We start from the raw sequence: 6,457 nt of genomic DNA, 5'->3' as shown, positions 1-6,457 counted from the left end.
TTGAAGAAGATGGCAGCATTAATGATGACTACCGCATTGCTTACCTTGGTGACCACATCAAAGAGATGAAAAAAGCCGTAGCGATTGATGGCGTTGACTTGATGGGCTACACCCCTTGGGGCTGTATCGACTTAGTTTCATTCACCACGGGCGAGATGAAAAAACGCTACGGATTCATTTACGTAGATAAGCACAACGATCAATCTGGCTCACTAGAACGCAAACGCAAGAAGTCGTTCGAGTGGTATAAAGGCGTGATTGCATCTAACGGTACCACTATTTAGAATGCATTTCCCAGCGCAGTTATGTGAACTGTGAGCTGTCATTTTGCAATGAATTAGTCGGCCTATGTCGGCTAATTTTTTATAAAGGAAAAGAAGCGAATGGTAACCATGCTTGATGTCGCGAACCGCGCAGGCGTATCTAAATCGACCGTTTCTCGTGTCTTAAATGGCAAGAACATCGTGCGCCCAGATGTGGTGAAAAAGGTATTCGATGCGATTCAAGAAACAGGTTATCGACCGAACTTGTTGGCTCAGCAATTGGCGACCAAGAAGACCAATTTCATCGGCTTTGTAATCACCAATGAGTTGTTCAATGGCCCTTACTTTTCTTCCTTGATGTATCACGCGGCTTCTTATAGCGAAAAGTCGAACCACCAATTGGTGATCACCGATGGCAAACACAGCGCTGAAGACGAAAGAAAGGCGATCAACTTCCTGCTGGATATGAAGTGCGCGGGCATCATCATCTATCCGCAATGCTTAACCGAAAGCGAGATTGCAAAGATCATCGAAAGTACTGACACACCGATTCTGGTACTCAACCGAGAAATGCCGTCGAAGCCTAATCATGCCATTACCACCGACCATTATCAGAGCGCTTGTTTGATGGTTGAGCACATCATCGAGCAAGGCCATACCGATATTGCAGTGATTCGTGGTAAAGCCGGTTCTTCGACCGATGAGTTGCGTTACCAAGCCTATCAAGATGTGCTAACTAAACAGGGTATTGCATTGGATGAGTCCAAGGTTGTTCAAGGTGATTGGACGATGGAGAGCGGTTATCACGCGGCTCAGGCTCTGGCAAAAAGCAAAACAACATTCACTGCTATCTTGTCGGAAAACGATGACATGGCGATTGGTGCGATTAAGGCGTTAACGGATCTGGAATATTCATTGCCTCAAGATGTTTCTATCGTCGGTTTTGATAACAGCAAAGTGGGGGCGTTTTTAACGCCAAGCTTAACGTCTGTCAGTGTGCCATTAGAGCAAATGACGCAAAAGGCGATCCTGCAAATTGTCGGTGAAACAGAGCAAGCGACCACCATCAATACCACCGGCAGTTTGGTGTTACGTGATTCGATAGCGAAGCTAAATTAGCACTGTTAGAATTTCATATTTCACCTACAAAAAGTGACGAGCTGCGCATCTCTTAAACCAAGCTAAAACACTCCTTATTCACTGTTATTTAGATGTGCGATATTGCGTTTTTGGTCGATGAATTGACCACCATTAGTTAAGTAATGTGAAAACAGTTAAGTCATGTGAAACTAGCTAAGTCATGTGAAACTAGCTAAGTCATATGAAAATAGCTAAGTAATGCGAGAACAGGTAAGTAACGTGAAAACAGAAAAACAAAAAATGCTAGCAGGCGAACCTTATCAGGCTTGGGATAAAGAACTTTATGCCGCTCGTATCGAGTGTCGTAAGGTACTTCAAAAACTCAATAACAGTATTCCTGACACACCCGAATGGGAAGCAGCAACGCAAGAGCTGATTCCAGGCTGTGAAAATGCGCATTTAGAACCTCCATTTCGTTGTGATTACGGCTCGAATATCAAGCTGGGCAAGAACTTCTACGCTAACTTTAACTGCGTGATTTTGGATGTGGCTGAAGTGACTATTGGCGATAATGTACTGCTTGGTCCGAACGTTCAAATCCTGACCGCAGGCCACCCACTCGATGTGAAAGGCCGAGTTGAAGAGGGTGTTGAGTTTGGCACACCGATTAATGTTGGCGACAATGTTTGGCTTGGCGGTGGTGTAATTGTCTGCCCCGGTGTCACCATTGGCGAAAACAGCGTGATTGGCGCGGGCAGTGTGGTAACCAAAGATATCCCAGCCAATATGGTTGCAGTCGGTAACCCGTGTAAAGTGCTGAAAGCGATCGATAACGGACAATAATCAGATGTAAATGACAAAGCCCGAACCTAGGTTCGGGCTTTGTTTTTCTATCCTTGCTAGATGCTAGATGCTAGATGCTAGATGGAACAGCTTGTTGTGCTTGCTTCTTATCTAACGCACCACTGAATCGAGTCAGAACAAGAGCGATCAAAACAATCACAGCACCTACCCAAGGGGTGTTCATTAATCCAGATTTCGCAACAATCAAACCACCGCCCCATGAGCCCAATGCAATACCGACGTTGAAGGCTGCAATGTTCAACCCAGAAGCGACATCGACTGCGTCTGGTGTGTATTTCTCAGCCAGTTTCACAACATACACTTGTAGCCCCGGAACGTTACCGAATGCGAATGCACCCCAAACCAAAATGGTAGCAACAGCTGCGTAAGGGTTTACTGCGGTAAAGTTGAATACCACCAGTACTGCGGCTAAACCAGAGAAGATAACGGTCAACGCTTTAATCGGGCCCATCTTGTCGGCCATTTTTCCGCCCCAGATGTTACCCACCGCCACTGACACACCGTAAACCAACATGATGAGGCTGATTGAGCTCGAATCAAACCCTGATACGTTTTCCAGTATTGGAGCAAGGAAGGTAAAGGCTGTGAATGTGCCGCCATAACCTAGTGCTGTGATAGCGTAAACCAACAGTAATCGTGGTTGAGTTAGAACCTTTAGTTGTGCCGAAACCTTCGCCGCAGGTGGTTGCTTAAGGTTGCTTGGAACCAAGATAGCGCTACCGATAAGAGCAATAAGACCAAGCAGAGCAACGATCAAGAAGGTCGCTTGCCAGCCAAAGGTTTGGCCGATGTAAGTGCCCAGTGGTACGCCGGTTACCAATGCAACTGTTAAACCCGTAAACATGATCGCAATGGCACTGGCTGCTTTATCTTTTGAAACCAAACCTGTCGCGATGGTCGATCCAATCGAGAAGAACACACCATGGGCGAGGCCGGTCAAAATTCGTGCGGCGATCAGCGTGTTATAGCCCGGAGCTTGCCACGCCAATAAGTTACCAATGACAAACAATGCCATCACGGTCAGCAACACCGCCTTACGATTCCATTTGCCGGTTAATGCCGTTAATACTGGTGCGCCAATAGCAACGCCAAGCGCGTATAAACTGACTAATAGGCCTGCCGATGGCAGAGATACATTCAAGTCGCTCGCCATGGTAGGAATCAAGCCTACGATGACAAATTCTGTGGTTCCGATGGCAAAGGCGCTGAGCGTCAATGCAAGTAATGCTAGTGGCATAATCATCTCTCTTACTGTTCTTTGTTAAATACCGAGCGCGATAAAATGGGGCAGCTTTTGGCTGCAATAGGAGCGCTTCGTTTGATGGCGAGGATTATCTAGCAAAATATATTTGTGAAAAATGCCATCATTAACAAATAACCTTTGTGCTATTTGCAATAATTGGAGAGTTAGCCGATCATTGGATTAAGCTGATGAGATCGAAAAGACTCAGATGATTTGAGCTGTGATGAGCACAAGCGTGATGACATTAAACAAAATTAAGATAGCGAAGGAGCCTCATGTTAACCCGTTCAGATGATTTAGAAATGGTACTCACCGTCGTCGATGCTGGTGGTTTTTCTGCGGCAGCAGAGACGTTGGATGTGCAAGTCGCCAAGGTATCTCGTTCGGTGAGTAAGGTTGAGTCGCAACTCGGCGTCTCAATATTCAACCGAACAACGAGACGCGTGGAATTGACGGAGGAAGGGCGGCAGTTTGTCGATTCAGTCAGGGTGGGATTACAAATGATCCAGAGCGCGGAAGAAGAAATCGTGTCGCGCGGTGAGTTGCCTAAAGGTCGTTTAAGAGTCGATGCCGCCAGCCCATTCGTATTCCATCAGCTAGTGCCGTTGGTGCAGTCATTCAAAGAGGCTTACCCAGACATTGAGTTGGAACTCACTTCCAACGAAGGCTTCGTTGATCTTCTCGAAAAGAGAACCGATGTTGCGATTCGAATCGGTAAGTTGTCCGACTCAACACTGCACGCGCGCCCGTTAGGAAAAAGTTTACTCCATATTGTGGCGTCACCTGATTATCTCGCTAAGCGTGGGCTGCCCACCAAACCTGAAGATTTGAGTTCACATCAAATTGTGGGTTTTGCAGGGAACAAAGTGCTTAACCATTGGCCTTTACCAAACCAAAGTGACGTCGCGCCTACTGTGACAGCCAGTAATGGTGAAACCGTGCGTCAACTAGTCTTAGCTGGAAATGGGATCGCTTGTCTGTCGGGGTTTATGGTGCAGGAAGATATGGCTGCGGGTCGCTTAATCCCTATTCTGGAACAAGACAAACTTGCCAACACAGACCGAGAGCGAGTGAATGCGGTTTATTACAAGTCGTCCTCTGTCTCTAAACGTATCTCGGCGTTTATTGACTTTATTCAGCCCCGTTTGAGCTTGTAGGAAAGAATGAAACACTCTTTAGCAGCACACAGCCAAACCGTTATTTGCATCGTTTGAGAACGGGTATTCGTATCAATGTTTAGAGAGCACATATTGTTGTATTGAGATTCGATAGGTGGATGTGATCTCAATAGCGTTTACTGACTTTCAGTGTTTAAAAACCGCCCGCCCACGCATCAAAATCGTCAATGTTGTCGAGCTCTTCTTTAGTTCTTGGGGCTGGGTAATAAGGCAGAGCCAATCTTTGAGCGGAAGGTTGCAGTTCCCAATCGGGCGTAATCTTGAGTCGGGTTAATTCATCGTTGAGGCGCACAAACATATAGTAGCCATCGGTATGGGTATTGGCGTAACTCGCGATTGTGGCGATATCGCCAGAGGGTAATTTTACATCTCGGCCGAGCGGGTAGAGTTGGTGCAATGCGAAACTCACTTTGGGATCTTCAAGTTTGCCTTGCTTAAAGCGTTCTAATCCGATGGCGGTTGAAGTAGTGCGCAGCTTCCACCCTGTGAGGAACAATCCACTCAAGTTATCTTGGAACGGCTTACCCTTTCGATTACCTTCATTGATAATGAATTGAGCCGTCAGCGTGTCTCCCGATTCTTGCAGAATTTTTAAAAACTGTTCACCAGTGCGATCGACCAAAAGCTTCATAATATCCAGCTACCATCAAGAATGAGAGACGATAAAGGGGACTACTTTAGGGGAGGCTTGTGTAGAGACGGTAAAGCTTACGTCGCGTGAACAATGTTTTCGGTGTTGATCCTTTCATGGCCTTAGAGCAACAACAGCTTTAACGCTTACGTAAGTAATGAGTTTGCACGATTTCATCAAGGTACGTCGTGACGCCTTTCAACGTAAAGTCGACCGGAGACACTAAGTCACCAAATAACGGGGATCCACCACCAAGCACGATAGGAATGGTCGAGATGATCAGCTCGTCAATCAGGTCTTCTTTCAGGAAGTTTTGAATGGTGATGCCGCCATCAATGTACAAGTTATTTAGGCCTTTGTTATTCAAATCCGCGACAATCTGTTTAAGCTCACCCTTCATCAAAAATACTTTACCTTCAAGTTCTTGAGGTACTTCATTTAAAGTGTTGCTCAGTACATAGACTAGCTTGCTGTAAGGCCAATCAATGCCAAAGCTCAACACCATGTCCATTGTATTTCGTCCCATGACCAGTGCATCGATACGATCGGTATGAGCGTTGTAACCCATGTCGTCACCGTCTGGATTTGGAATCGCTTGCAGCCAATCTAAGTCGCCTTGTTTGTCTGCAATGTAACCGTCAAGGCTGGTTGCGATGAATACAATATTTGACATTTTTAACCCCGATATCGATGAGAAACTTGGCATCTACACGGTAATAAATTAAAATATTCTACAGTGTAGAAATAAAGTTTAAGAGGTGACGGTATGACTGTCAAGGATCAGAAACGAGGTCGACCAAAGAGTGGATCAAGCCAACTCAGCGCCGAGAGAATTCTCACTATTGCTAAAAGCATGATGCGAGAGAGTGGCAAAGTACCAAGTATTCGAGGGTTGGCGACAGAACTCGGGGTCGATGCGATGGCCATATACCATTACTTCAAAAACAAAAACGATCTGCTTGAGGCAATCACGGTTTCCATGATTGAAGAAGTGGCACAGCCAGAGCTGAATCAAGACTGGCGAGATAACCTATATCGGCTCAGCGTGAGTTACTTGTCGATGCTCAACGAATATAGAGGCTTGTTAGAGACCTTATTGACCATGAAATCCCTCGGGCCGATGGAAGTTTTTAGTGAACGTTTTGAAGCGGTGTTGAGCCCGCTAGCGTTAACCGAAGAGCAAACCCAAAACGCGTTG

The 6,457-nt window shown here is 46.0% G+C and carries 8 protein-coding genes; 5 read left to right on the top strand and 3 right to left on the bottom strand.

The annotated features are described in order from the left end of the window. The 3 genes from AB4653_RS05530 to AB4653_RS05520 form a co-directional block, all read left to right on the top strand. A partial coding sequence (locus tag AB4653_RS05530; RefSeq protein WP_372103524.1) for a family 1 glycosylhydrolase occupies positions 1–284 on the top strand: 284 nt, incomplete at its 5' end. Between the two features lie 99 nt (positions 285–383). Then, complete coding sequence (locus AB4653_RS05525; RefSeq protein WP_009845940.1) at positions 384–1,382, top strand: LacI family DNA-binding transcriptional regulator; 999 nt, start codon at positions 384–386, stop codon at positions 1,380–1,382. A gap of 240 nt (positions 1,383–1,622) precedes the next feature. After that, positions 1,623–2,186 carry a sugar O-acetyltransferase gene (locus AB4653_RS05520; RefSeq protein ID WP_032555162.1) on the top strand — a complete coding sequence of 188 codons (564 nt, stop codon included), beginning with the start codon at positions 1,623–1,625 and terminating at the stop codon, positions 2,184–2,186. Positions 2,187–2,256: 70 nt separating this feature from the next. Here the strand turns inward: AB4653_RS05520 and AB4653_RS05515 are convergent, their stop codons facing one another. After that, entirely contained in the window at positions 2,257–3,444 is a 1,188-nt protein-coding gene (locus tag AB4653_RS05515) for an MFS transporter (protein ID WP_009845938.1), read from the bottom strand. 281 nt (positions 3,445–3,725) lie between these two features. On the opposite strand from AB4653_RS05515, the gene AB4653_RS05510 reads away from it, so the two are divergent. Next, positions 3,726–4,607 carry a LysR family transcriptional regulator gene (locus tag AB4653_RS05510; RefSeq protein ID WP_009845937.1) on the top strand — a complete coding sequence of 294 codons (882 nt, stop codon included), beginning with the start codon at positions 3,726–3,728 and terminating at the stop codon, positions 4,605–4,607. Between the two features lie 154 nt (positions 4,608–4,761). Here the strand turns inward: AB4653_RS05510 and AB4653_RS05505 are convergent, their stop codons facing one another. After that, a complete protein-coding gene (locus AB4653_RS05505) occupies positions 4,762–5,259 on the bottom strand; it encodes a hypothetical protein (protein WP_009845936.1) in 498 nt (165 codons plus the stop codon). 139 nt (positions 5,260–5,398) lie between these two features. Further along, the gene (locus AB4653_RS05500) at positions 5,399–5,932 is read right to left on the bottom strand and encodes a dihydrofolate reductase family protein (RefSeq protein ID WP_170962745.1); all 534 of its coding nucleotides are present in this window, start codon (positions 5,930–5,932) and stop codon (positions 5,399–5,401) included. A gap of 93 nt (positions 5,933–6,025) precedes the next feature. Between AB4653_RS05500 and AB4653_RS05495 the strand changes: the two genes are divergently transcribed. Then, positions 6,026–6,457: TetR/AcrR family transcriptional regulator (locus tag AB4653_RS05495; RefSeq protein ID WP_372103521.1), on the top strand; the 432-nt coding region annotated here is incomplete at its 3' end.

The organism is Vibrio sp. 10N.222.48.A3 (assembly GCF_041475345.1).
GTDB lineage: Bacteria > Pseudomonadota > Gammaproteobacteria > Enterobacterales > Vibrionaceae > Vibrio > Vibrio tasmaniensis_A.
This window is presented reverse-complemented; position numbering and strand designations above follow the sequence as displayed.